The following is a 25527-nucleotide window of genomic DNA, read 5'->3' on the forward strand; positions in this document are numbered from 1 at the left end:
TCTTTGGTTTGGTTACCTTGTAATCTGTTGTATTTTTTTACAAATTTGTTTTTGGCTTTATGAATTTATTGCTTTGGCTAATAGGGAAATTTGGTTTTAATTTTGTCCTTTATTCCATTTGATTGGTTTGCTTGGTTTGATCGATTTATATAAACCAGTACAATCCTGGCTCTACGCCCCATTTATACTATAAGGCATGCCTACCAAAGATTGAAGTAAGTGAAAATTTTAGCAAGCGTCTTAAATTGTACTCAAGCAGCAATTAAACTTTATTCAAGTATTTTTAGGAGAAAATGGTGAGATTGTAATGTATTTTGTTCACACCACGTTTTTTTGTAACTCTTAGTTATACTAAACGTTAAGCTTTATTTTTAGATTTTCATTTAGAAGTTGATTTGCTTAAATACATTTGCAGCACTGGTTTATATTAATAATATTTTTTAATAATCTTATAATTATTTTTTGGTAGAATATGAAATAATTTTTTAAAAAGGAAAAACTATGAACAAATTTGTGTTGTTAATGTTGGCATGCGCTTCGATGGTATTTGCCGCTATAAATTTAAATACCGCTACAAAAGAGGAGCTTATGAGTTTAAACGGCATTGGTTCAGCAAAAGCAGATGCTATTATTGAATATAGAAAAACAAATAAATTTGAAAGTATAGAGGATATTAAAAACGTAAACGGTATCGGCGATAAGACTTTTGAAAATTTAAAAGGCGATATTTCTACGAGTGGTACGAGCGTAATGCCTACAAGCGATAAACTATCCAAAAAGGCAAAAGAAGTCAATGATGTGACCGACAAAGTAAAACAGGGCAAAAAAGAAGTCGCTAAAAAAACAAAAGATGTAGAAGACAAAGTAGCTGCACCTGTAAAAGATATGGATAAATCTAAAACTGACATAGAAGAAAAGGCTTCTAAAAACATCACAAATAAAGTAAAATCCGGCGAAGATAAAATAGAAAAAGATATTGATGACGTTAAGACTAAGGCAAAATCTTCAAAGAAAAAAGTTGAAGAAAGTGGAGTTAAGGAAGTCGAAGCTAAAAAACCTACAAAGAAAAAATCAGAATAATTCTATGTTATTGCGGCTCAAATTTGAGCCCAAAATTAAGCTGAGTAAACCCTTTTTGATAAATGATCAGAAAGGGTTTACTCAAAATACTCTTGCTAATTACATCAACATCTTACAATTAACCAAATCGGCTCAAGCTGTGGTATCTATACTGCGACAAAATCCAAAATTAATTCTATATCAAAATAACTTAAGATATTAGTAGCTAATTGCTATTGGCAAATGCTATTTAGCAATAATGAACAAAATTTTACAAGCGCTATTTACTTGTAGGTAGTCGTAAAGGTAATATATTAAAATACCAATATGGCGTCATGACTGGCAATGCAAACCAACGCTTTGCACGTGGGTTTATGTGTTTAATCAAAATATCTAAATTTTCAAAACATCGCTATCAAATTTAGATTTCCACTTTTTTAACTAAAATTTTGTCAGGTAAATTTATAAACAAAAAATCAGCAAATTTTGTTAAAAACATATCTTGTGCGCCAAATTTTGCGTCAAGCATTGTTTTTAAAGGTTAAAAAGATATAATCTGTTCATTATTCTAAAACAAACAAAATTTAATAAGGCAACCAAAGAGTGCGGTTTAAAAAAGTTTTAAATTTTTTATCTGTTTTTATGGCGGCGTTTGTGCTGTATGGATGCGCGGCAAAGGCTAAATTTGATGTTCCACAGATCGTAAATTTTGATAAACGTGAGTTTGAAGTGATTTCCCAAAACGGCTCAAATTTGCTCTATATTTCGCACGAAAAAGAGGACTATTATTTTACGATGATAAACTCTATGGGCACTCCGCTGGCTAGGCGAGTTTTGAGACCAAACGGCGAATTTGAAGCTATCGGCTTTTTACCGCCAAATAGCGCCTACAACGAGCTTTTTGTAAAGATTCTGTGTGCCATAAAATCAAATCAAAAAGAGGCTGTCATAGTAGTAAAGAACGAAAATTTTAAGGTAAGAGCTCTTGATATACGTTAGCAAGCCAGCCATCATCAGCGCAGCCGGAGCCGACGCAGAGGAAAATTTTGCAAATTTATGCGGAGAAAAGAGATTTTTGAGCGTTTGCGAAGGCTTTAGGGCAGATAAAAGCTTTATCCTGGGCAAAGTCGGCACGCAGCTGGCTAAATTTAGCCAAAACACTCCAAAACACCTACAAACGCGGACGAACGCTCTAGTTTTAAGCGCGCTTTTACAAATAGATAAAGACGTGCGAGACGCTATCAAAAAATACGGCAAAAACCGCGTCGGCATAGTCGTGGGCACGACTACTAGCGGCGTGGAGGAAAACTATGAAACGTTTAAGGATTTTGCCGCGACCGGTTTTTTCGACGCTTCCAAATTTGGCATAAACCGAAATTCTCTAGCCAATCCGTCCGAATTTATCGCCGATTTTTATGGGCTTAGCTCGGTTGCGTTTTCCGTCTCGACCGCCTGTACCTCGGGCGTCAAGGCGATCATAACGGCAAAAAGGCTGCTGGAGTCGGATATCTGCGACGCGGTGATCTGCGGCGGCGTGGATAGCCTAAATACGCTAACGATAAACGGCTTTGATAGCCTAGGTATCCTGAGCGCGCGCGAAACCAATCCGTTTTCCAAAAATCGCGACGGCATAAATATCGGCGAAGGCGCGGCCTTTTTCGTGGCGAGCAGGGATGAAATCTCAAACGTCGTTATCGCGGGCGAGCACTCAAACTGCGACGCGTTTCATATGACGCAGCCTGATTTTAGCGGACAGATGCAAACGCAGTGCGTGCAAAAGGCGCTGCAGGCGGCAAATTTAAGCAGCGTAGATTATGTAAATTTACACGGTACCGGCACGCAGGCAAACGATAAAATCGAGGCAAAGATCGTGCATTCGCTCATGCCGCGCGTTTTTGCGAGCTCCGTTAAGCCCCTGATCGGCCACACGTTAGGAGCCGCGGGAGCCATCGAGAGTGCGCTTTGCGCCATGCTTTGCGCTAGAGGCGAAACCGCACTGCCGCCGCATGTTTACGATGGCGTTTACGATGATGAGATAGAGGGGATAAATTTGGTAAAATTCGGCCAAAGAGCGGTCGTAAATTCGGCCATGTCGCTGTCGTTTGCATTTGGCGGAGACAATGCAGCGATCGTGTTTGGGAGGGCAAAATGAGCCTTGGAGATTATCTCCCGCACGGTACGGCGATCGTTTTTATCGACGAGGTGCTTAAATTTGAAGAGGGTCGCATAAGAACCAAAAGCTTGATAAAAGAGGATAATAAATTTCTCTCAAACGGCAAATTCGCCATGCACAAAACCGTCGAGATGATGGCGCAGTCGCTGGGTATCTACGACTCAAAGATGCGCGAACTAAAAGGTATGAAATTTGGCCTGGGTTTTTTGCTAGGCAGTAGAAAATTTGAGATATTTAAGCCGTTTTTACAGATCGGAGACGAAGTCGTCATCGATGCGGCCTGCTCGATACAAGACGCAAGCGGTTTTGGCGTTTACGACTGCGAGCTTTACGTAAACGGCGAGCTTGGAGCGCGCGCGACGCTAAACGTGCTAAGCCCGGACGAGGAATACGTAAAAAGGATACTGGATGAGTAAAAGAGTGCTGATAACGGGCTCAAGTCGCGGCATTGGCGAGGCGGTAGCTAGGCGGCTAGTGGCGGTTGGATACGAGGTCGTGCTGCACGGCAAAAGCGCGAGCGAGCGGCTATTAAATTTACAAAACGAGTTAAATTTGAGCGCTTTAAAATTTGACGTCGCAGATACGCAGGCGGCAAAGGCAGCGATCGAGGCCGATATAGAGGCTAACGGCGCTTACTACGCAGTGGTACTAAACGCCGGCATCACGCGCGATAATACCTTCGTCGGCATCGAGGACGAGGATTGGTTTGGCGTCGTAGATACGAATTTAAACGGCTTCTATAACGTCCTAAAGCCCGCTCTTATGCCTATGATCCGCGCTAAGAAGCCTGCTCGTATCGTCGTCATGAGCTCGGTTTCGGGCGTCATCGGCAATCGCGGACAGAGCAACTACGCAGCAAGTAAGGCTGGTCTCATCGGCGCGGCAAAATCCCTAGCCGCCGAGCTAGCATCACGAAATATCACCGTAAACTGTATCGCGCCCGGACTCATCGAGACTGATATGACGGACGGCGGCTTGCCGATCGAGGAGATTTTAAAGGCTATCCCAGCCAAAAGAGCAGGCAAAGCAGACGAGGTCGCGCCTTTAGTCGAGTTTTTACTAAGTGAGGGCGCAGCCTACATAACGAGGCAGGTTATCGGCGTAAACGGAGGACTTTGCTGATGCGAGTTTTTGTAACGGGTATGGGCATGGTGAGCGCCTTTGGTAAGAGCTGGGAGGAGATAAGGGCTAAATTTGAACTCGGCCGAAACGCCGTGAGATATATGCCTCAGTGGGATAGATATGAGGACCTAAATACCCGCCTAGCTGCACCCATAGAGGGCTACGAGTGCCCTAGCTCGTGGGACCGCAAGCAGCTAAGAAGCCTGGGCACTGTTTCGATGTATAGCGTAGAGGCGGCGGGGCTGGCGCTAAGAGACGCCGGGCTCATGCGTGGTGAAAATTTAGACGCCGCGAGCCTTGATCCCAGCGTACAAGAGGGCAGACTGGGGGTCGCGTGCGGTTCGTCTACGGGTAGCACCGAGTCGATACTAGCGATGGCAAAGCTGCTAGAGTGCGGCGAAAACGAGTGTAACGCCAACACCTACATCAAGATGATGCCTCACACCACGGCGGCAAATATCGCGCTTTTTTACTCGCTAAAAGGGCGCATCATCCCGACGTCATCGGCATGTACGAGCGGTTCGCACGCGATCGGATACGCCTACGAGAGTATCAAAAGCGGCAAGATCGACATGATGTTAGCAGGCGGCGCTGAGGAGCTGTGCCCGAGCGAGGCATATGTGTTTGACATGCTCTACGCCACTAGCGTGAAAAACGGCTCGCCTGAAATTTCGCCGACCCCCTTTGACGAGGAGCGCGACGGGCTAGTGCTGGGCGAGGGTGCCGGGATACTTTTGCTAGAAAGCGAGCAGAGCGCCGTAAAACGCGGAGCTAAAATTTACGCCGAGGTCGTGGGCTTTGGCTCAAACTGCGACGGCTCGCACGTAACGCGCCCGCAAAGCGCGACGATGAAAGGCGCGATGGTTTTAGCTTTAAAAGACGCAAATTTAACGCCGGGAAAGATCGGCTACGTAAATGCTCACGCCACGGCGACTAAGCACGGCGACATCGCCGAGAGTATCGCTACAAACGAGCTTTTTGGCGATAAGATCGCTATCAGCTCGCTAAAAAGCTACCTCGGTCATACGCTGGGAGCTTGCGGCGGTTTGGAGGCGATATTTAGCGTGATGATGATGCGGGAGAAAAGATTTTTCCCTACGATAAATTTGACCCGCGTCGATCCTAGCTGCGCGCCGCTTTTTTACCTGACCGAGCAAACCGCGATAGATACGGACTTTGTGATGAGCAACAACTTTGCTTTCGGCGGAGTAAATACATCGCTGATATTTAAAAGAATTTAAAATTTGAAGGTAAAATATGAAACGAATTTTGGCTGTTTTGCTTTTGATTTACTCTTTTACGACAGCAAAGGACGAGTTTTACGAGCACGATATCGCAAGCGCGCTGGAGTCTAAATTTGCAAAGAAATATCTGCTAAAAGATATAAGCTTGCAGTTTTCTAAACAGACGGACGAGGAGCTAGAGCCCGTAAAATCGCAAAGGCGTAGCAACAAATACCGCGCGGTCGAGGAAGATAGTTTCGGCGACGCGGTAAAAGACCCGCGCGAGGATAACTATAAGGAGTCTTGCGAATACGTATTTGTCAAGGTTTTGGTCGATCTTCAAACGGCGGCGAAAAATGCCGGCAAAAACAGCGTCGTGAACATACAAGGAAATTTTAAAGACAAGCTGCTAGACAGCAAGGATAAATTTCAATGCGTAGTTGGAAATATGGCGACTGCGGTGGCGTTGAAAGCAAATTTGAAATAAGGAGAAAAAATGAAAAAATTACTGGTTTTAGCGGGCGTTTGCGCCTTGGCTCTAAATTTGAGTGCGCGCGACGACGTGCTTAGCTTTTCGATCGAGGAGGCGCTAAGCTCGCCAAAGGCAAAAGAGGTGCTAAATCCAAACATCAAGCTAAGCTTCGGCTCTGGCACGAAAGGCGGCATCATCAAAAGCGGCCTAATGGCAAACAAAAAAACCAACGCCTTTAACAAAAGCGACAAAGAGGCGTGCCAGTGGGCGTTTTTGTCGGCGATAAAGACTTTCCAAGAGCGCGCGGTGCAAGAAGGCGGCGCGAAGGTGGTAAATTTAACCGGCTACTACAAAAAACAGCCTTTTGACTCCAAAACGCAGTTTCAGTGCGGTGCGGGCGCTTTGATGGCCGGCGTAACGCTAAAAGGCGATATCGCGAAATAACGGCGAGAGGGGCGAATGAGGCTAAATTTTAAACTCGATTTTTTTGACGCAGTCGTTTTTAACGGCGTGCAGGACGCGAGGCTAGCGGAATACGAGAGGGAGCTTGACGTCTCGCATGTGTCCCCGCTTGAGCGGCGCAGGCTTAGCCGCGCGGCAAAGTGCGCCTTTGATCTAACCAAAAACATCGCGCCACTTGATATGCCTATCGTGTTTAGCTCTTATGAGGGCGAGATAAATCGCTGTTTTGAGCTGCAAAATACGCTAGCTCACGGCGAGCTCATCTCGCCGACCTCGTTTTCGCTCTCGGTGCACAACGCCCTTTCCTCACTTTTAGCGATAAATTTTAAAAATCGTAGTGAAATCTCCGCCGTTTCGGCATACGCGCCGTTAGAGTACGCTTTACTGCAGGCGCATCTGATGCTAAAAAGTGGAGCCAAAAACGCTCTGGTTTTAGCCTATCACGAGAGCATTTCGCAGGAGTATTTTGACGAGTCTGCGCCCTCTTGTATGGTTTGTTTGCTAGTTAGCGAGGGCGAAAATTTGAGCCTATCGCAAAGCGAAATTAGCGGCAAAACGGATGAAAATTTGCTCGTTAAATTCCTGCAAAATTTTGATCCGAAGCAAAAATGCTCTTGGCAAAGCGCGGATAAAAACTCCGCTTGGCGGTGGGATTATGAGCCCTCGTCACGGGTTTAAAATTTTTATCGTCGGGGCAAATTTCGCGCTATTTGGACTCATTTGCGCGCTTGGAAATTTGATCTTTGTTCCGGTTGCGCTTCTTGGGCTTTATAAATTTAAATTTATCCGTTATTTTTGCCGCGATTTGGTGCGTTTGGCTTGGAGATTTTTTATATTTTCTACTCAAATTTGTGGCTATCAGCGCACCAAATTTGACCTTCCTTTGGGGCTTGGCTCCACCTCGCAGATAATCATCGCAAATCACCCTTCGCTTTTAGACGTCGTCTTTTTGATAGCGCTTATCCACCGCGCAAACTGCGTGGTAAAAGCAAGCCTTGGTAAAAATATTTTCTTAGCTCCCGCGATAAAATCATGCGGATATATCCTAAATACCGCTAACGAGGAGCTCTTGCAAAAAAGCGCGGACGCACTAAAAAGCGGCGAGAGCTTGATAATATTTCCCGAGGGTACGCGCACGGCGGGCGAGATAGTTTTTCATAAAGCAGCCGCCTATATCGCGGTAAATGCGGCAAAACAGCTAGTCGCCATAGCTATTAAAATGGACCCGCCCAGCCTCAAAAAAAACGAGCCTTGGTACAAAACCCCGAGCGTTATGATAAAATACGAGTTCAAAGAGCTTTTTAGGCTAAATTTGGACGGATTTTGCGCGGATAGACCAAACCCGATCAGAGCTAGAGAGTTGCACGCTTTTATCAGCGAAAATTATATAAAGGAGTTTAAACGATGAACGAACTAATAGATGAGATAAAAGAGCTCATCATAAAGAGCTTAAATTTAGAGGATATGAAACCAAGCGATATCGACGAGAACGCGCCGCTTTTTAACGAGGGGCTAGGGCTTGATAGCGTCGATGCGCTTGAGCTTGGCCTTGCGGTGCAAAAAAACTACGGCCTGGTTTTGGACTCTAAAACCGCAAATTTAAAAGAGATTTTTTACAGCGTAAAAAGCCTCGCGCAATACATCTTTGAAAACAGGAAATAACGATGAAAAAAGAAGAAATTTTTGAAATTTTAAAGTCCGCGCTCATGCAGCTTTTTGAGATCGACGAGGCCAAAATCACGCCGCAAACGCGCATTTATGAGGATCTTCAGATAGATAGCATCGACGCGATCGATCTTATAGATCACATCAAGCGCAAAACGGGCCACCGATTGATGCCTGAAGACTTTAAAAACGTAAAAACGCTCGAAGACATCGTAAACGCGGTGGCTAAAAAATTTGACGAGCAAGCTTAAAATCGCCCTAAGCGTAGTTAGCGTCATCTACCCGTTCGCGCTATTTTTCGCGGGCGATTTTGCTTTTTGGGTCGTTTGGGTGCTGGCTGTGCTGTGGATAGCGCGCGCGGCGTATTCAAGCGGCTTTGAGAGAAAGCTTAGCACCCTTGCCGCCGTTTTTTTTATAGTTTGTATGATTTTTAGGGGCGGATTTTTAGCGTATCTTTACCCTGTTTTGGTGAGTTTGGCGTTTTTGGCGTTTTTTGCTTTTAGCCTAAAAAACGAAGCCGTCATCACCAAAATCGCAAAGCTAAAAGAGCCTGATTTAGACGAAAAAGGCGTGGTTTATACGCGAAATTTGACCAAAATTTGGTGCACATTTTTTGTTTTTAACGCCACCCTCTCGCTTGCGCTAGCCTTGATAGAGGATAAATTTTACTGGAGCGTTTATAGCGGCGCGGTATCTTACGCGCTGATGGGGGCGCTGTTTTTCGGGGAAATTTTGTTTAGAAAGAGATTTATAAAAAATAATGAGCTTTGAGGAAAATTTAAAAAATTTTAGATTTACGGACGACTCTAGCGACGTCTTTGACGCGTGTCTTAGATTTGCCGCGTTTTTAGAAAAAAACGGCATAAAAGAGCTGCAAATTTACATTGACGACGCGTTTAAATTTTACGCCGCGTTTTTCGGCTCGCTTTTAGCGGGCGCTGCGCCTTACGTGCTGGCAAAGCCGGTTTATGAGCCAAATTTAACCGTCGTAAACGACGAAAATTTTTCAAATTTTCTTGCAAGCAAGCCCGCAAACGGACTCAAATTTGATTCGCAGGCTAAATTTTACCTGCAAACTTCGGGCTCTAGCGGCAAAAGCAAGATGATAGAAAAAACGCTCGCGCAGATGATAAAAGAGAGTGAGTATTTAGCCGCCGAGCTAAGTTTTAGCGAGCGAAATACCTTTTTTTCGAGCGTTTCGCATAGGCACATGTTTGGGCTTACGTTTAAGGTTTTTTTGCCTCTGGTGCTGGGTGCGCGCGTCATCGCGGACGAGCTAAACTATCCAGAGGCGATTTTGGGTTTAGACCTTGCAAATCACGTATTTATCGCTAGTCCGGTGCTACTTAGAACTCTGGCTCAAAGTCCCGCCGCAAGCGCGCTAAAAGGCTTAAGCGGGATCGTAAGTGCTGGTTCGCCGCTAAAAAAGGAGCTAAGAAGCGAGCTAGGCCAAATCTGCGACGCGCGTATTATCGAGATCTACGGTAGCACGGAAACGGGCATAGTGGCAAAAGACTGCGGCGACGGGCTTAGGCTATTTGGCGCGGTGAACGCGGGACTGGACGATAGGGGCGCGCTAAACGTGAGCTCGCCTTGGTGTGAGTTTTTTCAGACTAACGACGCGGCCAGCATCGACGAGGGCCGCCTCGCGCTACAAGGTAGGATAGACCGCATCGTCAAGCTAAACGACAAGCGCGTGAGCCTAGAGAGCATCGAGGCAAAGCTGCTAGAAAGCGGCTTGCTCGCGGACTGCTACTGCGCGCCGCATCCGAAATTTAAACGCATCGCCGCGCTTTTGGAGCTAAACGGCGAAGGGCTTAAAAAATTTAGAAAAATCGGCAAAAAAGGCGTAGTAGCCGAGCTAAAAGAGCTTTTGAAGCTCGAGTTTAAAAACAGCGTCCGATACTTTAAAATCGTGGAAAAAATGCCGCGAAATCAGCAGGACAAATTTGAAAAAAGCGAATTTGAAAATGCGCTATTTGCTAGCCCCAAACCCGTCTGGAGCGGCGGGGCGGTAAACGAAGCGGGCGAAATTTGCGGCGGTCAAATTTGCCAAAACGGCCAAAATTTAGAGAGCGGTTTAAGCTGTGGCACAAACGATAACAGCGTTAAATTTGACAAGGGCGGCGAGCGGCTTGACGGCGCGCAAAAGTACGATTTTAGCGCTATCATGCACGCGGGGCTTGAGATTTTCGAGAGCCATTTTCCAAATTTACCGCTGCTGCCGGGATTTATGCAGCTTGATTACGTCTTTGAGCTAGCTAGTGGCGTAGGTATCGACGTTGATGGTCTTAATACTGTAGAAAATCTAAAATTTATGAAGTTTGTTAGACCGGGCGATTTGCTTCGAATTTGTTTTGAAAAACGCGTCGGCAAGCTTTATTTTGAGCTGTTTTGCAACGGCGAAAAGTGCTCGACGGGAAGGGCCGCGCTTTGAATAAATTTGCATTTTTGGTGCCGTTTTACAACCATCCGCAAAATATCAAAGCCCTGATCGCCGCGCTAAAAACATACGACCTGCCCGTTATCGTCGTGGATGACGGCTCGGACGAGGCGAGCAAGCAAATTTTGGCAGAGCTTGAGCGAACGGAGGGGATCTTGCTGCTCACGCGCGCGCAAAACGGCGGCAAGGGCATCGCGATGAAGGACGGGTTTAAATTTGCGCTGGAGCGCGGTTTTAGCCACGTTCTGCAAATCGACGCCGATTTTCAGCACGACGCGGCACTCATTGGCGAGTTTTTGCGCGAGAGCGAGGCGCACCCGCAAAGCATCGTCTGCGCAAATCCTATCTACGGCGATGATGCGCCAAAATCCCGCGTCCACGGTAGGAAAATCACGAATTTTTGGGTCGCGATAAATACGCTAAGCCTTGGCATCAAAGACGCTATGTGCGGCTTTCGCGTCTATCCTTTAGAGCAGCTTAAAAAAGCGGCGGCAAAAAGCAAGACCAATAGGATGGAATTTGACATCGAAATCCTCGTAAATGCCGCTAGACAGGGCGTAGATATGCGCTGGATCGATACCTACGTGCGCTACGAAAAGGGCGGCGTATCGCACTTTAAGATGTTGCGCGATAACGCGCTAATCAGCCTCATGCACGCAAAATGCTTTTTTTCTCTGCCTAAATTTATGCTGAGTAAAATTTGGCGAGCGTGCGAGCTAAATTCGAGCGAGAAAAACGTGACAAGCACTCAAATTTCCGTAGAACCTCAAGAAAACGCCGAACAAAATCTCTGGTGGAAAAAGCAGGAAAGAGGAGGCGCGTTTTTTTTGAGGCTTAGCCTATTTTTGTCGCAAATTTTGCCTGAGTTTGCGCTAAAGGTTATCGTTAAAATCGTGGTTTGGTTTTATTATATATTTTCAAAAAACGAGCGCAAAAATATCGCCGAGTTTAGGCGAAATTTAAGCGTTTTTGCCGGCTCGCAGACGCTAAAAGGCACGAGCGTTTTTAGCCATTTTGAGGCATTTGGCGTCGCTATTTGCGATAAATTTAGAGTCTGGAAGGGCAAGATCAAGGATAGCGAGCTAGAAATCATTGATCTAGAGCGTATCAAAAGCGAGCTGATCGGCGCGCAAAAGGGGCAAATTTTGCTCACAGCGCACCTTGGAAACGTCGAAATTTGCAAGGCTCTGGGCGCGCGGGTCGATGGCTTTAGGATGGTGATTTTGGTTTACGACAAAAACTCGCGCGAGTTTAACGAGGTGCTAAAGCGCATCAGCCAAAACGACGGCAGCGTGCGTATGATGCTGGTCAATGAGCTCGACGTTGCTGCGATGTTGGAGCTAAAAAATATCGTCGAAAACGGCGAGCACATCGGCATAATGGGCGATAGAACTCCTCTTGGCGGCGATAAGGCCGCGCTGGTGAAATTTCTAGGCAAGGAGGCGAGCTTTAACTACGGTCCGTACCTGATCGCGGGGATCTTGGGCGTAAAGATAAGCTCGCTGTGGTGCCAAAAGATTGATGGCAAATTTAGGATCGAGCTAGTGCCGTTAGCAAGCGCCGTAAAGCTAGGGCGAGATAAGGCCGCCTCAGCGCGCCAGTATCTACAAATTTACGTCCGCGAGCTGGAAAATCGCTGCAAGCAAACGCCTACGCAGTGGTTTAATTTTTTTGATTTTTGGAGATGAGATGATATCAAAATCGGTCGCGCTAAAGGCGCAGTTTTACGATGTGGATAGCATGAACGTCGTGTGGCACGGCAACTACGTGAAGTATTTCGAGACGGCTAGATGCGCGCTGCTAGAGGAGATAGGCTACGACTACGAGGCGATGAGGGCGGACGGTTACGCCTATCCGATCGTAAAAATCGAAGCAAAATATATTAAGCCCGTGTTTTTCGGCGATGAGATCGAGGTAGAGGCGACGCTAAAGGAGTGCGAGTGCTTTCTAAAGATCGGCTACATCGTAAAAAGTGCTAAAAGCGGCGAGACGCTGTGCACGGGCGCGAGCTCGCAGGCGGCTGTTGATATGCGCGCGATGCAGACGTGCTTTGAAATCCCGCAAGAGCTACAAAATGCAATAAAAAGGTATATAAATGAAAAAAATAGCAATAATTTTTAGTTTGGCGGCGAGCCTGATGGGGCTTGATTTTAACGAGATAAAATCTCAAATCAAAACGCAAAATATCAGCGGCGACTTCGCGCAGACGAAGTTTTTGAGCGGTTTTAACGTGGAGTTTAAAAGCTACGGTAAATTTGAACTCAGTCAAAGCGAGCTGCTCTACGACACGCTAAGCCCGATCGCCGTGAGCATCGTCATAAACGAGCGCGGTATCTTTCAAAAAAGCGGCAATCAGCTCATAAAAATCGATCAAAATTTTGATAAAAAGCTCTTTTTATCTATCATAAAGCTCGATAAAGACGAGCTTGAGAAAGAATTTATCTTTAAAATCTCAGGCGATAAAAACAACTGGAAGATCGAGCTGACGCCCAAAAATCTGCTGCTAAAGCAAATCTTTACGCGAATCTTAGTAGGAGGCGATAAATTTGTCCGCAAGATCGTGCTAAACGAGGTTAGCGGCGATAAAACGGTAAATGATTTTTACAACGTAAAATGAGAAAATACGCGCGTTTTTTTATCTTTTTAGCGGCGTTTTTAGCCGCGCTCGCCGTTTGTTTTGCAAACGCGAAAAAGATAAACGCGGATATTTTTTCTCTCGTAAATTTTGAAAACTCTACCGAGCAAACCGCATTAAAAGCGATGCTTGATAGCGCTTCAAACGAGTTTTTGCTGGTTTCAAATTCGCCTGAGTTTTTAGAAAAAAGCGAAATTTTAGCCGAGCAAAGCGGAGTTTTTGAGGAGTACCGCGCAAAGCAGGATGTAAATTTAACCTCGTATCTAACTCAGCTAAATGACTTAAAAATCGCGCTTTTAAACGAGCAAACCTATGAGCTTTTGGTAAAAGACAAAAACGAATTTTTTAAACAAAGCGCGCAAAATTTATTTAATCAATTCGCCTTTAAGCCGCTTAACGCGAAGGACGATTTTTTCGCTCTAAGCTCGCACATGAGCCTAGAGAGCTCAAAAATCAGCCTAAATTTGTCAAATTTGATGCTAGAAGCGGCACACAAGGGCGGTAAATTTTACCTCGTAAAAGCGCGCCTTAAACCCGGCTACGAACCGCAAAATTTGATCAAATTTTATGAAAACATACGCGAGCTAGCGGCGCAGGACGGAGTTCAGGCTTACGCTAGCTGCGGCGCGCTATACGGAGCCTACGGAAAAAAGGGCGGCGACAAAGAAAGCGCCGCTATGAGCGCGGTTTCGCTTAGCCTTTGCGCTATTTTTTTGCTGCTAGCGTTTAAAAATTTGCGCATTTTTTGCGTCGTTTTCGTCGCTGTTTTCGGCTTTGCGTGCGGGCTTGCGGCTTCGCTTTTGATCTACGAGAGCCTTAGCGTCATAGTCGTGGTTATCGGTACGAGCCTGGTTGGGCTGATGTTTGATTTTGCGCTGCACTGGCTGGGTAAAAATCAAAACGCGCCCGTGGCAGCCGCAAGCGTGCGTCCGATGCTTAAAATTTTCTTGCTCGGGCTTTGCATCACGATGAGCGGATACGGCGTTTTTGCCTTTTCGTCGCTTGAGCTGCTGCGCCAAACTGCGATATTTTCGCTATTTACGCTGCTTGGGGCGTTTTTATTTACATATTTTTGCCTGCCTTTTATATTTGAGGGCGCGACATTTTCGCAAAGCGCCGTTTTTTCAAGGTTTTTTGATAAATTTGCGGGACTTTGCGAGCGCGCGGCGGGAGCGATAAATTTAAAAATTTTATTCGCCGCGTTTGCGCTTTGCGCGGGAATTTTGGCGTTAAATTTTAAAAGCTTAAGCACGCCCGAGCAGATCAAAGACTACGCAAGCTCGCCCGCGCAGCTACTGGAGCAGTCTAAAAAGATCAGCGAGATAACGGGCGCCGCGCCGCAAAACTCCGTCATCGTGCTAAAGGGCGGCGAAGACCAAGTCGGCGATGAAAAGCGGCTGATGCGAGAGCTAAAGCAGGCAAATCTCGTCAAAGACTACGCCTCGATTTCTAAATTTATCCTAAGCCGCGCCGAGCAGGAAAATGTAAAAAATATCTTTAAAGAAGCCGCGCAGGAAGAGGAAATATTTAAAATTTACGCTCAGTTTGGCTTGCCTAGCGAGCTGGTAAAATCCGAGTTAGAAAAGATCGCAAACGCGCAAACTATCGGCGTTAGCGAGATTTTAGAATTTGACGCGGCGAAAAATTTGACGCGATTTTTACCGAACCCAAACAGCAGTGCGGTATATGCCGAGGGGCTTGCAAGCGGCGCGAAAACGGATGAAATTTTAAAAGCAAACGGCGCTTTTAGCGTGGATTTCGCAGGCGCGCTAAATCAAAATTTGACCGAGGCTAAAGCATGGGCCGCGGTGCTAAAAGGCGGCGCGTTTTTGCTTGCGTTTGCGCTTTTATGGGCGTTTTTTGGGGCGGCGCGATCGCTTTTAGTTATGAGCGTCATCGCGCTTGGCGTGCTGGTCGTGCTTTGCGGCTTTACGGCGCTTGGCGTTCGCGTAAATATTTTTGCGATTTTCGGGCTCATTTTGGCAAGCGCGGTCGGGATCGATTATCTCATTTTTGCGCTAAACGACGACTTGTCGCGGCAGGAGCGAGTTTTTGGGATATTTGCCGCGTTTATCACGAGCTTTATCTCGTTTTTCGCGCTTAGTTTTAGCCAGACGCCCGCAGTTAGCGTTTTTGGGCTAGCCGTTAGCCTTTGCGTCGTATTTTACGGGCTTGCCGCCTGCACGCTCGCGATGAAAAATTTGGCTTAAATTTAGCAAAAAGAGGTATAATCGCGAGCTTACGCAGCGCGAAATTTGAACCAAACGGGCGCGCTAAATTTAATAAAACGGAAAGAAAATGCTAAAAATAAACGGCAAAGATGAGAGCGAATTTATCGGCAAAACAGTAGCCGAACTCCTCGCCGCAAAGGGTCTAAAGCCTGAGCGTATCGCAGTCGAGCTAAACGGCGAAATCTTGCCCAAAGATAAATTTGATACGGCGCTAAGAGACGGCGACTCGGCCGAGATAGTGCATTTTGTAGGCGGAGGCTGAGATGAAAAATGATGAAAATAACGATATTTTAGAGCTTGGCGGGCATAAATTTAGCTCGCGCTTTATACTGGGATCGGGTAAATTTTCATTGCCTCTTTTGGAGGCCGCGGTACACGAGGCGGGTGCGCAGATCGTGACGCTGGCGCTTCGCCGCGTGAACGAGGGCGGGATCGAAAATATTTTAGACTTTATCCCAAAGGGCGTGACGCTACTGCCAAACACCTCGGGCGCTAGGAACGCCGATGAGTGCGTGCGTATCGCAAAGCTAGCGCGAGAGGCGGGCTGCGGCGATCTCGTGAAGGTCGAGGTCATCAGAGATAGCAAATACCTGCTGCCCGATAACTACGAGACGATAAAAGCGACCGAAAAGCTCGCAAACATGGGCTTCGTCGTGATGCCCTATATGTACCCCGACCTAAACGTAGCGCGCGATCTAGCCTCTGCGGGAGCTGCGTGCGTGATGCCGCTTGGCGCTCCGATCGGAACGAACAAAGGCCTTTGCACGCGCGAATTTATCAAAATTTTACTCGCCGAGATAGACCTGCCCGTGATCGTGGATGCGGGTATCGGCACTCCGGCGCAGGCGTGCGAGGCGATGCAGATGGGCTGCGCGGCCGTGATGGCAAACACCGCTATCGCGACTGCCGGCGACGTAAAAACGATGGCGCAAGCATTTGCGCTAGCGATTCAGGCGGGCAGACTGGCGTATCTATCGGGGCTTGGCAATGTGAGCGAAAGCGCTCGGGCTTCGAGTCCGCTGACGGGATTTTTGGAGTAAATTTAGCTTTAAATTTGACGGCATGAAAAAACGGCGTCAAATTTGAGTCGTGCGAGGATGAAAATTGCCTCGTTAAATCCTGCGAATTTTAAATTTGACGATTTCGTGCGGTTTTAAATTTAGCGCCGAAAAGGCGCGGGTTTGTGCGCGTAAAATTTACGGCTCCTAGCCTTTAAAAACGATCAAATTTAACGCCCGAAATTTAGACGAAAAACGGAGAAATATTTGAAAAATATAGACGTGATGGAGTATGCCGACGGTGCGCAGCGCATAGACGAAACGCTGATGCAGCGGGTGCTAGCGGCGCGCGAAAGCTACGACTACGCGAAATTTGACGCCACAGACGTTAGGCGCGCTCTAAACGAGGAAAATCTAAGCGTAGACGGCCTAAAAGCGCTTCTAAGCCCGGCTGCTAGCGCATTTTTAGACGAGATGGCACAGGCGGCGCGAGATAGGACGCGCAGACAGTTTGGCAACTCGGTGCAGTTTTTTACGCCGCTTTATATCTCAAATTTTTGCGATAGCGACTGCGTCTACTGCGGCTTTAGCTCGAAAAATAAGATCTCGCGCGTGCGGCTAAAGGCGGACGAGGCGGCGACGGAGCTAGCTAATATCGCAAAAAGCGGACTAAAAGACGTGCTCATCCTAACTGGCGAAAGCGCGAAAAAAAGCGACTTGGGCTACATCGGCGAGGTATGCAAGCAGGCGTCTAGACTTTTTAGCAACGTAGGCGTCGAGATATATCCGCTAAACGCCGACGAATACGCGTTTTTGCACAGTTGCGGCGCGGACTACGTCGTGGTTTTTCAGGAGACTTACGACCCGGCGACGTATGCGAAATTTCACCTAGGCGGCGTCAAGCGCTCGTTTGCCTACCGCTTCCATGCTCAGGAGCGCGCTCTCATGGGCGGCATGCGCAGCGTCGGATTTGCCGCGCTTTTGGGGCTTGACGACTTTAGAAAAGACGCGCTAGCCACCGCGCTGCACGCGCATCTCATCCAGCAAAAGTACCCGCACGCTGAGATCGCGTTATCTTGCCCGCGCCTGCGCCCCGCGATAAACAAGGCTCACGTCGGCCCGAGGGACGTCGATGAGAGGGCGCTGCTTCAGGTTATCTGCGCGTATCGCCTCTTTTTGCCGTATGCAAATATCACGATCTCCACGCGTGAGTCGGCGCGCTTTCGAGACGGCATCATCGCAGTCGCCGCGAATAAAATCTCAGCCGGCGTTAGCACGGGCGTGGGGACGCACTCGGATAAGGCCAAAAAGGGCGACGAGCAGTTTGAGATCAGCGACGCGCGCTCGGTCGAGGAGATACTGCTCGCCGTGCGGGGGCTAAATTTGCAGCCCGTGATGAGCGAGCATATTTACGTTTAGGACTTTGCGTTTTTGCGGGCGTAAAATTTGGCTTTTGGAGTAAGGGCGATGGGTTTTAGTAAATTTGAGCTCGTTTGGGTTACGAACCGCCGCTTGAGCGAGGATTTTTTCGCTGACGTTAGGCGAGTAGCGCAAAGCGGCAAGGCGGATAAAATTTTGCTGAGAGAAAGCGATCTGTCCGAGGATGAATACGAAAATTTAGCCCGCAAAACGCTTGAGATCATCGCGGAGTGCGGCTCTGGTACGCAGCTTATTTTGCATACTTATGCAAACACCGCAAGCAGGCTTGGCGTGAGCGAGCTGCATCTGCCTTTTGCTAAATTTGCGGCTGCGAGTGTCAAGCGGGCTACAAATTTGAGAGATTTGGTTAAATTTGATGGCGCCGGCTCGTATAAAGGGGGATACGGCGGCATTTGCGCGTCAAATTTAACGCAAAATTTCAAGATCAGCGTTTCGGTTCACTCTTTAGACCAGGCTCTAGCGGCGCAGGAACGAGGCGCTGATTATGTAGTGGTGGGGCATATTTTTGATACACCTTCTCACGCGCTAGAGCGAGGCAGGGGGCTTAAATTTTTACGTGAAATTTGCGAAAATTTAAGCATAAAAACCTACGCTATCGGCGGGATAAATTTTGAAAATTTAGACAAGATCAAGGATGCAGGCGCGGCAGGAGCCTATATGATGCGGGGATTTTTGGGTTAATTTTTTAATTTTGATTAATACTACTTTAATAACAAATTTTATACTATAGTCATTATCTAAAATAACTGATAATAGGAATAAAAATGAATACTTTAAAAATTGTTATTTTTCTTATCTTTGCTCTATTTTTGGTTGGGTGTAGCGGCAAATATGAAGTCACCCCACAAAGGCTAGATAATATCAAGGCTACGGCTAAAATCGTCAATCTAAGTACAAATAAAACGATGGATTTTGACGACTTTATTGTCGAGGTGTTAGATGCTGATATTTTACTGGTGGGCGAGCTACACGATGACTTTGACCACCATTTGGCAGAAATTTTACTCATCAAAGCGCTTTCAAAAAATAAAAACATAGACGTCGCTTTTGAGATGCTTGGAGGTGATAAGCAAAAATATGCAGATGGCTTGGATAAAAAAACTCGTCCGGGCGAGTTGATAAAAGCTATAAAATGGAATGATAAAATGTGGGAGTTAAAGCATTACAAAGGAGTGCTAGAAGCAGCATTTTATAGCGCTAACATCAAGTGCGCAAATTTAAGCGAAGACGAAATAAAGCTGATATTTACCGGCGCCCAGCCTATATCTGGTAAATTTTCCACATCCAAAAGCGTTCAAGAAGCTATCGTGAAAATCGTCCGCGGAGCGCACGGAGGCGTAAATAAGCAGGATATACAGAAGCTTGTCCAGGCTCAGCAGTACAAAGATCGTAGGATGGCCGACGTCGTAAATAAATCTGCAAATTTTGCTTTGCTTATAGCTGGGAGGTATCACGTCCAAAAGGACATAGGGGTGCCGCTTCATCTTATGGATTTTAAAACGAAAAAGAAATTTAAAACTTTGTTTTTAGGCTTTGATGGCGATGACACGAGTGCTAAAGAGGCTGATTATCTATGGAAATTTAAATGAAGGTACGAGATGGCTAAAATTTTAGTGATTATTTTTTCTTTTTGTTTGTTGTTTGGTGAAAATAACGTAAGCGAATTTAAAAAATCGAGCGATAGCCAAGTAGCGTTTGATGTAAATTTATCTCAAGCTGGCTTGAAATTTGGCGGAGAGCAAAATTTGACCGGCATCGCCTCAAATTCTCAGGCGCCAAGCATAGATTTGTCATTTATTTCGCTTTTTAAGAACGCACATATAGTCGTAAAGATTGTTATATGCGTTTTGATTTTATTTTCCGTCATTACGTGGACGATTTTTATCGTCAAATTTATCCAGTTTAAGCTGGCATTTTGTAGACTCAAATCTGACGAAAACACTGTAAAAGACGCGTCTGATTGGCGGGTTTTAAAGTTAAAGAAAAAGAGCTTTGCAGTGGATTTTATAAGAGAACTTGAGGATGAGAGCAAAAAAAGCATCAAATTTGACGCAAATATGAAATTGCGAGTAAAACAAAGGTTTGATCTTAAAAAATCGTCTCTCGCGAACGTGATGAGAGGGTGGGTTGGAGTGCTCGCTAGCATCGGCTCGTCTGCACCTTTTGTCGGGCTTTTTGGGACGGTTTGGGGCATAATGAACAGCTTTGTGGGTATAGCAAACAGCAACAACGCCAGCCTAAGCGTAGTGGCTCCTGGTATTGCAGAGGCGCTTTTTGCCACAGCTCTTGGGCTTGTAGCCGCGATACCAGCGGTTTTGGTTTATAACTATCTGGTGCGGTGTAGCGTTAAATTTAATGCTCGTTTAGGGCTGCTTAGTTCTCAAATTTATTTGATATTTGATAGACTGGCTGCGGAAAATGAATAGCGAAGAAGAGCTAAGCGAGATAAACGTAACGCCTTTTATCGACGTTATGCTTGTACTTTTGATTATATTTATGGTAGTTACGCCCATAGTAACCAGCTCTGTGAAAGTCGAGCTGCCAAAATCTGTTGCCAAACAAAAAGAGGACGTAAATAAGCCTATAATCTTAAGCATAAACGATAAATTCGAAATTTATTTGGGCAGTCAAGCCGTTTTAGCGGAGAATATCGCGCAGGCGCTGGATATAAAAAGCGGACGCAACTATGAGGCGATAGTGTATTTTCACGTCGATAAAAGCGTGCCTTATGAGATTTTGATCAATGCTGTCGAGCGAGTGAAGATAGCCGGATATACCAAAATAGCCTTTTCGACAAAGGTTGTAAACTGATGAAAATCCCACGTCTTGCTTGGGTATTTGCTTTTATTCTTGCTTCAGCGTTGCATGCGGCGCTTTTTGTTTTTATTGCAAATGGTGGCAAGGCTATAAATTTGGAGCAAAATTTCGGTGGCTTTGATTATCCGATAAAAAATGACCAAATCGAGTCAATTATAATAATTTCAGATCTATCGATAGGCGATTTCAAAGAGGTTGCCGTAAATTCTCAAAAATCCTCCACACCACAACTTGAAGAAGAAACAGAGGCCAAAGAAGAGGAAAAGCCAGAGATAGCCTCGTTAGAGGAGGTAAAATCTCAAATTGAAGTCGTAAAAAAACAGGAAGCACCAAAAAAAATAAAACCTAAAATAAAACCGAAGAAAATAGTAAAAAAATCCGTTAAAATCGCCGAGGAAACAAATAAAAAAAGCAATGAAGATACACAAAAAGTTTCAAATTTGGACTCGGATATAAACTCCGTAGCCAAGGATAACGTAGCTTCAGCGCCCGTTAGTGGTAGCGGAACTAGGATAGTCGGCAGTTTTGCAGGTTCCGGCGCGGATAAAAAAAGTTGGCAAGGTATGGTTGTGTCGCACTTAAACGAGCACAAAAAATACCCGAGCAATGCTCTTTTAAGTGGATTTGAAGGTGTCGTTTACGTAAGAGTAAAAATAGCAGCTAACGGCGAAGTGCTAAGCGTTTTATTGACTAAAGGGAGCAAATTTGAGATTTTAAACAACGAAGCAACAGAGCTTTTTAGCCGCGCTTCACCTCTGCCGTCACCTCCTAGTGAAATGATGGGCTCAGATCGCGATCTGACGTTAAATTTTCCAATCGAATTTAATATAAAAAAATATAAAGCCTCAAAAAAATAAATTTATCTATCGTGCCATAGTTTAAAAAGAGTTAATTAAAGATAACCGGTATAAGTAAAAATTTATATATACGGTGATACAATTCTTAAATGACAAGATAATGATTTTGATACGGCTTACCATATAGTCATAGAAGTTATTGACGCTTTCAAATTTAAGCCGCCTGACATCCACGCATAAAACAAAATAATCTAGAAGGAAGCATCATGAATGGGTTTAATTTTAACATAGCTTGCATATTGGCTATTTGTTTAGCGAGCGCTGATGCAAAAGACGTCGATTTTAGTACCTTGGAAGTCTCGGCTACTGAGGTCAAAAATAGCGAAAAAGCGTTTTCAACGCCTGGAGCCGTTAGTTCGCGAGAGGATATTAGAAGCGAAAATCAAAGTATAGACTCCGTAGTTAGAAGCTTGCCAGGCAGCTATACGCAAATAGACCAATCCCAGGGCAGCGTGTCCGTAAATATCCGCGGGCTTACAGGGCTTGGGCGCGTAAACACGATGATAGACGGAGTTACGCAGACTTATTACGGTACGTCGAGCGATACGGGTGGGGTTCATAACTTTACCGGCAACATTGGTACTTCAGCCTTTGGAGCACTCATAGATCAAAATTTCCTAGTAGGTATAGACATCGAGAGAGGAAGTTTTAGCGGTGCTCAAAACGGACTTATGGGAAGTGCGAATTTTAGAACCATAGGCGTAAATGACGTTATAACTGACGACCATATTTTTGGCTTTTTAGGTAGATATAGCTATGGCTCAAACGGCGTGGGGCCAAGCTATATGGGTAGTGTCGCGGCGAAAAAAGAATTTGACGGCGGACAAAGCCTAGGCGTACTTTTTGGGTATAGCGGTAAAAAAATCTCGCAAGACTATAAGATAGGCGGCGGCGGCAAAATAAAAGACAATGATAAAGACATCGACGGAGACGGCGTGCCTGATTTGCCTACGGCGTTAGATACCGACTCACTGGAGCAACGTCCAAAAAGCTATCTTTTTAAGCTGGAATACGATAGTGAGATAAACAAAGCTATTTTGGCATATAGGAGATATAGCAACTATCTAGCTAAAAGAGATATAACCAGCGACAACTATCAGCTTGATTATCGTTTTGATCCGTATTCTGACCTGATCGATATAAATTTGCTCTTATCTTATAATAAAACCAGACAAATTTACGATAAAAAAGCAAGACTGGCGTGGGCGGATCTTGAAAAGGGGATGAAATTTAAAAATAGTTCTCTGGTTTTTGATCTTAGCAATACCTTTTTGTTTGATATAACAGATAAGCTTAAATTTAGCTCAAAACTAGGCATAAATGCCCTAAATAACGAATATAAACGCGTTACTGGAGACGAGGCGTACTCTACGCTTAGGACGTCGTATCCTATACCAGACGGTAAGCAAAAGATATTTAATTATTATTTAGATAATTCGCTTGAGTACGACATTTTTACCTTCGATGCAAATTTAAATCTCGTAAATTGGAAAACGAGCGGTATAAAAGGCAAATGCTTAGCAGGTAATCCTTACTGCTCTCCACAAGAGGCTGGAGACTTTAAAAGAAAAGATACCGATTTAAACTATTCTCTCATGGCTTCAGCCAAGATTGACGAGTTGTTTTCGCCGTTTATCAGCTACGAAAGGACGACTAGGCCGCTAAACGTGCAGGAGCTCTTCTCGTCGGGCACGGTTTATGAAGATATAAACACTGGGCTAAAACCAGAAACCGCAAAAACCTATCAGATCGGCTTTAATAGCCACAAGCACGGTATTTTTTCGGACGACGACGTTTTTGGGCTTAAAGCCGCTTACTACAATACTAAAATAAAAAATTTTATCTACGATAGGATAATCGGCTACACAAATGCTAGCGGCGACGTTACGATGTTTTTGGCTAGATTAAATGACAAAGCCACCTTAAAAGGCTTTGAGCTCGAGTTTTTATACGATATGGACGTATTTTACGCCAAAGCCTCATACACTCGTCAAAAATCTTCCTATCAGCCCTCAGATAGTTTCGCGCTAGACTGGACAAACGGACCTGCTAGTGGAACTACGCAGTTTAGCGAACTGCCGAAATATTACGCTACGATAGACGTTGGAACTAGGCTTTTTAATGAAAAGTTAGTTCTTGGTTCTATAGCCAAAATTACTGGTAAGGCAAAAAGGATAAATCCTAAATTTAACTGGGGTGCTTTTGACGAAAATGATCCGAGATTTAAGATTATCAATACACAAGAACTGCCAAAAATCCCAACTATTTTCGATTTTTACCTCACCTTCGAGCCGATTAAAAATTTAACCTTTAAATTTGAAGTGCAAAACGTATTCGACAAAAACTACATGGACGCGCTTTATACTTATAACTCATCTTACTCCAGCGACGTATTTAACGACGACATCACTATCTTTAACAACGCTGCCAGGGGTAGGACGATACTGGGGAGTTTTGAGTATAGATATTAAATTTAACGACCGAGTCGCTGCGATAAAAGCGGCGCTCTTGGTTTCTGCTCTAAAATTGACTTACATAATCTTTTTTTGCTAAATTTGACCGCATATAAATTTAAGCCTATTTTGCTACTATTTCAGACGAAAATTAACTCAAAATGGAGAATACGTGAAAAAATTGATCTTTGTTACGGTGCTTTGGGCGTTTAGCTTTAGCCTCATCGGCGAGTTTTTGGCGGGGCGAGTGGATAGCTACTTTGCCGCGTTTTCGCGCGTCGTTCTTGCGCTTGGCGTATTTTTGCCCTTTATGATTAAGGATTTTGCCGCGCAAAACCTCGCTCTATACGCCAAAGTAGCCGCGATCGGCGCGGTGCAGATCGGCGCAATGTATATCTTTTACTACAACTCGTTTGCATACCTTAGCGTCGCTGAGGTTGCGCTCTTTACGATATTTACGCCGTTTTACGTGAGCGTGGTTTATGACGTGCTCGCAGGCAGGCTTAGGCTGCTGTATCTCTTTAGCGTGGGCACGGCGGTTTTGGGCGCGCTCATCATCAAGTACGGCAGCGTAAATAGCGACTTTTGGCACGGATTTTTGCTCGTACAGGGGGCGAATTTATGCTTTGGCGTTGGACAGAGCGCGTATAAATTTTTGTTAGAAAAGCGTGATTTTAACGAACAAAGAGGTGTTTTTGGCTACTTTTTCGTCGGAGCCGCGGCGGTTACGGGCATAGCCTTTGCCATGTTTGGCAATCCTGAAAAAATCAACCTAGACCTAACCCAAGGCGCCGTGCTGCTGTGGCTTGGCATCGGAGCTAGCGGTCTTGGATACTTTTTATGGAACAAGGGCGCATGCGAGGTAGATAGCGGAACCCTAGCTATCATGAATAACGCCCTCATACCTGCTGCTATCATCGTAAATTTAGTATTTTGGCATAAAGACGCGGACATACTAAGACTATGCCTTGGCGGTGCGGTAATTTATATCTCGCTACTCATTCACAATAAAATCATCGCACACTACGAGCGAGTAAGCGTAGCGGCAAAATAATCTAAATTTGAAGCCAAATTTAGCTAAAATTTAAAACTAGCGGCGAGACCAAACATCGCCGCTTTACTTGACGGCAGTGGGTATTTTAAATTTGAGTTTTAAAAAGGATCAGATATGCACGACGCCGCAGCACTTCTAATCGCACTCATTTTTCTAATCGTAAGCTTCTTTGTCGCTTTAATCGCCCCCAAAGGCAAACGCAAGCTACTTTGGCTTTTTGCTTGGTTTATGGTGTTTTTCGGGGATATTGTCGTGCTTAAAGCAATTATGGCTTATTATGATTTTAAATATGCTAAGATAAACATCTATGAAAAGCCCGCTATCAGAGCATATTATGCTGGAGAAAGAGAAATAGTCGAATAGAATAGAAGCGGTTTTCCTTTGATAGATCCAACCAATTGGCTAAATTTCCCTGCAAATACG

General features: G+C 45.2%; 28 protein-coding genes and 1 pseudogene. All 29 read left to right on the top strand.

Annotation, left to right across the window (positions count from 1 at the left end; genetic code table 11):
• Positions 1 to 501: 501 nt before the first annotated feature.
• Positions 502 to 732, top strand: a pseudogene (locus Q0394_RS10695) (helix-hairpin-helix domain-containing protein); the annotation flags it as partial.
• Between the two features lie 930 nt (positions 733 to 1662).
• Positions 1663 to 2058, top strand: a complete 396-nt coding sequence (locus tag Q0394_RS10700) for a hypothetical protein (RefSeq protein WP_298947561.1) — start codon at positions 1663 to 1665, stop codon at positions 2056 to 2058.
• Positions 2045 to 3211: a beta-ketoacyl synthase N-terminal-like domain-containing protein gene (locus Q0394_RS10705; protein ID WP_298947563.1), complete on the top strand. Its 1167-nt coding sequence runs from the start codon at positions 2045 to 2047 to the stop codon at positions 3209 to 3211. Before Q0394_RS10700 ends, Q0394_RS10705 begins: the two co-directional genes overlap by 14 nt.
• Entirely contained in the window at positions 3208 to 3648 is a 441-nt protein-coding gene (locus tag Q0394_RS10710; protein ID WP_298947565.1) for a thioester dehydrase, read from the top strand. Before Q0394_RS10705 ends, Q0394_RS10710 begins: the two co-directional genes overlap by 4 nt.
• Positions 3641 to 4354, top strand: coding sequence for a 3-oxoacyl-ACP reductase FabG (gene fabG / locus Q0394_RS10715; protein ID WP_298947567.1), 714 nt, complete (start codon positions 3641 to 3643; stop codon positions 4352 to 4354). Before Q0394_RS10710 ends, fabG begins: the two co-directional genes overlap by 8 nt.
• Positions 4354 to 5595 carry a beta-ketoacyl-ACP synthase gene (locus tag Q0394_RS10720; protein ID WP_298947568.1) on the top strand — a complete coding sequence of 414 codons (1242 nt, stop codon included), beginning with the start codon at positions 4354 to 4356 and terminating at the stop codon, positions 5593 to 5595. Before fabG ends, Q0394_RS10720 begins: the two co-directional genes overlap by 1 nt.
• Before the next feature lie 16 nt (positions 5596 to 5611).
• Entirely contained in the window at positions 5612 to 6064 is a 453-nt protein-coding gene (locus tag Q0394_RS10725; protein ID WP_298947570.1) for a hypothetical protein, read from the top strand.
• Between the two features lie 9 nt (positions 6065 to 6073).
• Positions 6074 to 6493 carry an excinuclease ABC subunit A gene (locus tag Q0394_RS10730; RefSeq protein ID WP_298947571.1) on the top strand — a complete coding sequence of 140 codons (420 nt, stop codon included), beginning with the start codon at positions 6074 to 6076 and terminating at the stop codon, positions 6491 to 6493.
• A 15-nt stretch (positions 6494 to 6508) separates the two neighbouring features.
• Entirely contained in the window at positions 6509 to 7189 is a 681-nt protein-coding gene (locus Q0394_RS10735) for a beta-ketoacyl synthase chain length factor (RefSeq protein WP_298790461.1), read from the top strand.
• Positions 7167 to 7919, top strand: a complete 753-nt coding sequence (locus Q0394_RS10740; protein ID WP_298947573.1) for a lysophospholipid acyltransferase family protein — start codon at positions 7167 to 7169, stop codon at positions 7917 to 7919. The genes Q0394_RS10735 and Q0394_RS10740 overlap by 23 nt, the downstream gene beginning before the upstream one ends.
• Positions 7916 to 8173 carry a phosphopantetheine-binding protein gene (locus tag Q0394_RS10745; protein ID WP_002945599.1) on the top strand — a complete coding sequence of 86 codons (258 nt, stop codon included), beginning with the start codon at positions 7916 to 7918 and terminating at the stop codon, positions 8171 to 8173. The genes Q0394_RS10740 and Q0394_RS10745 overlap by 4 nt, the downstream gene beginning before the upstream one ends.
• A gap of 2 nt (positions 8174 to 8175) precedes the next feature.
• Positions 8176 to 8427 (top strand): acyl carrier protein, encoded by a 252-nt coding sequence (locus Q0394_RS10750; protein WP_298947575.1) that lies wholly within the window; start codon positions 8176 to 8178, stop codon positions 8425 to 8427.
• Positions 8411 to 8947 carry a DNA gyrase subunit B gene (locus tag Q0394_RS10755; protein ID WP_298947577.1) on the top strand — a complete coding sequence of 179 codons (537 nt, stop codon included), beginning with the start codon at positions 8411 to 8413 and terminating at the stop codon, positions 8945 to 8947. The genes Q0394_RS10750 and Q0394_RS10755 overlap by 17 nt, the downstream gene beginning before the upstream one ends.
• A complete protein-coding gene (locus tag Q0394_RS10760) occupies positions 8937 to 10613 on the top strand; it encodes an AMP-binding protein (protein WP_298947579.1) in 1677 nt (558 codons plus the stop codon). The genes Q0394_RS10755 and Q0394_RS10760 overlap by 11 nt, the downstream gene beginning before the upstream one ends.
• Positions 10610 to 12307 (top strand): glycosyltransferase family 2 protein, encoded by a 1698-nt coding sequence (locus Q0394_RS10765; protein WP_298947581.1) that lies wholly within the window; start codon positions 10610 to 10612, stop codon positions 12305 to 12307. Before Q0394_RS10760 ends, Q0394_RS10765 begins: the two co-directional genes overlap by 4 nt.
• Before the next feature lies 1 nt (position 12308).
• Entirely contained in the window at positions 12309 to 12740 is a 432-nt protein-coding gene (locus Q0394_RS10770; RefSeq protein ID WP_298947583.1) for a thioesterase family protein, read from the top strand.
• A complete protein-coding gene (locus Q0394_RS10775; protein ID WP_122873606.1) occupies positions 12715 to 13236 on the top strand; it encodes an outer membrane lipoprotein carrier protein LolA in 522 nt (173 codons plus the stop codon). The genes Q0394_RS10770 and Q0394_RS10775 overlap by 26 nt, the downstream gene beginning before the upstream one ends.
• Positions 13233 to 15464: a hypothetical protein gene (locus Q0394_RS10780; protein WP_298947585.1), complete on the top strand. Its 2232-nt coding sequence runs from the start codon at positions 13233 to 13235 to the stop codon at positions 15462 to 15464. Before Q0394_RS10775 ends, Q0394_RS10780 begins: the two co-directional genes overlap by 4 nt.
• Positions 15465 to 15552: 88 nt before the next feature.
• Entirely contained in the window at positions 15553 to 15747 is a 195-nt protein-coding gene (gene thiS, locus Q0394_RS10785; protein ID WP_298058539.1) for a sulfur carrier protein ThiS, read from the top strand.
• A 1-nt stretch (position 15748) separates the two neighbouring features.
• Positions 15749 to 16525 (top strand): thiazole synthase, encoded by a 777-nt coding sequence (locus Q0394_RS10790; protein ID WP_298947588.1) that lies wholly within the window; start codon positions 15749 to 15751, stop codon positions 16523 to 16525.
• A gap of 285 nt (positions 16526 to 16810) precedes the next feature.
• Positions 16811 to 17902, top strand: a complete 1092-nt coding sequence (thiH, locus tag Q0394_RS10795; RefSeq protein WP_298947605.1) for a 2-iminoacetate synthase ThiH — start codon at positions 16811 to 16813, stop codon at positions 17900 to 17902.
• A 48-nt stretch (positions 17903 to 17950) separates the two neighbouring features.
• The gene (locus tag Q0394_RS10800) at positions 17951 to 18604 is read left to right on the top strand and encodes a thiamine phosphate synthase (protein WP_298947590.1); all 654 of its coding nucleotides are present in this window, start codon (positions 17951 to 17953) and stop codon (positions 18602 to 18604) included.
• A gap of 83 nt (positions 18605 to 18687) precedes the next feature.
• A complete protein-coding gene (locus Q0394_RS10805) occupies positions 18688 to 19512 on the top strand; it encodes a ChaN family lipoprotein (RefSeq protein WP_298947592.1) in 825 nt (274 codons plus the stop codon).
• Between the two features lie 9 nt (positions 19513 to 19521).
• Positions 19522 to 20349: a MotA/TolQ/ExbB proton channel family protein gene (locus Q0394_RS10810; protein WP_298947594.1), complete on the top strand. Its 828-nt coding sequence runs from the start codon at positions 19522 to 19524 to the stop codon at positions 20347 to 20349.
• Entirely contained in the window at positions 20342 to 20734 is a 393-nt protein-coding gene (locus Q0394_RS10815; RefSeq protein ID WP_002950784.1) for a biopolymer transporter ExbD, read from the top strand. Before Q0394_RS10810 ends, Q0394_RS10815 begins: the two co-directional genes overlap by 8 nt.
• The gene (locus Q0394_RS10820; protein ID WP_298947596.1) at positions 20734 to 21597 is read left to right on the top strand and encodes a TonB family protein; all 864 of its coding nucleotides are present in this window, start codon (positions 20734 to 20736) and stop codon (positions 21595 to 21597) included. Before Q0394_RS10815 ends, Q0394_RS10820 begins: the two co-directional genes overlap by 1 nt.
• A gap of 206 nt (positions 21598 to 21803) precedes the next feature.
• Positions 21804 to 24068 (top strand): TonB-dependent receptor, encoded by a 2265-nt coding sequence (locus Q0394_RS10825; protein WP_298947598.1) that lies wholly within the window; start codon positions 21804 to 21806, stop codon positions 24066 to 24068.
• Positions 24069 to 24222: 154 nt separating this feature from the next.
• Complete coding sequence (locus tag Q0394_RS10830) at positions 24223 to 25104, top strand: EamA family transporter (protein ID WP_298947601.1); 882 nt, start codon at positions 24223 to 24225, stop codon at positions 25102 to 25104.
• A 114-nt stretch (positions 25105 to 25218) separates the two neighbouring features.
• Complete coding sequence (locus tag Q0394_RS10835; RefSeq protein ID WP_298947603.1) at positions 25219 to 25467, top strand: hypothetical protein; 249 nt, start codon at positions 25219 to 25221, stop codon at positions 25465 to 25467.
• Positions 25468 to 25527 lie beyond the last annotated feature (60 nt).

The sequence above is a fragment of the uncultured Campylobacter sp. genome, assembly GCF_938039205.1.
In the GTDB taxonomy this organism is placed as follows: domain Bacteria; phylum Campylobacterota; class Campylobacteria; order Campylobacterales; family Campylobacteraceae; genus Campylobacter_A.